The organism is Micrococcus sp. LASM2_SD2 (assembly GCF_057364565.1).
Window position 1 is genome coordinate 1 of the sequence record NZ_JBNFOB010000455.1, and the last position, 729, is coordinate 729.

Sequence of the window (729 nt, forward strand, 5' to 3'; positions counted from 1 at the left end):
GTCCGGCGCCTCGTCCGGTCCGGCGAGCAGGACGGCCACGGCGGTGCCGCGCGCCACGTGCACGCGGGTCTGGTCGGACAGCGGCGGGTGTCCGTCGGAGGCGCGGGCCGCATCGGCCAACCCGAGCACGGCGTCGACCGGGACGGTCTCGGTTCCGGTGAGGACACGGACGGCGGGGGTGGAGGTGTCGGTCATGCTCCCCACACTACGGGCGGCGGGCTCAGACGTCCCGGGACGGGCGGTCGTCGAAGCGGTAGCCGACGTTGCGCACGGTGGTGATCAGCTGCTCATGGTCCGAGCCCAGCTTGGCGCGCAGGCGGCGCACATGGACGTCCACGGTGCGGGTGCCGCCGAAGTAGTCGTAGCCCCAGACCTCCTGGAGCAGCTGCTCACGGCTGAACACACGGCCCGGATGCTGGACGAGGAACTTCAGCAGCTCGAACTCCTTGTAGGTGAGGTTCAGGGGCTGGCCGTGGATGCGCGCGGTGTAGCCGGCGGCGTCCACCACCAGGTCCGAGGCGCGGATCTCGTCCGGCTCGTCCTCGGCGGTGAGGCCCCGGCGGGCCTTCAGCAGGCGCAGCCGGGCCTCCAGCTCGGGCGGGGCCGGCGGTCGAGAGCAGGATGTCACCGACCTGCCAGCGGGCGGAGACGGCGCTCAGGCCGGCGTCGTGGAACACCGCCAGCACGGGGAGGTGGCCGGCCAGGGGCGGCGACGTCCGCGCAGACGGT

General features: G+C 73.4%; 2 pseudogenes. Both read right to left on the reverse strand.

What is annotated here, in order from left to right:
* Positions 1–195, reverse strand: a pseudogene (locus AC2W7A_RS13075) (hypothetical protein); the annotation flags it as partial.
* 25 nt (positions 196–220) lie between these two features.
* Positions 221–729 (reverse strand): annotated as a pseudogene (locus tag AC2W7A_RS13080) (winged helix-turn-helix domain-containing protein); the annotation flags it as partial.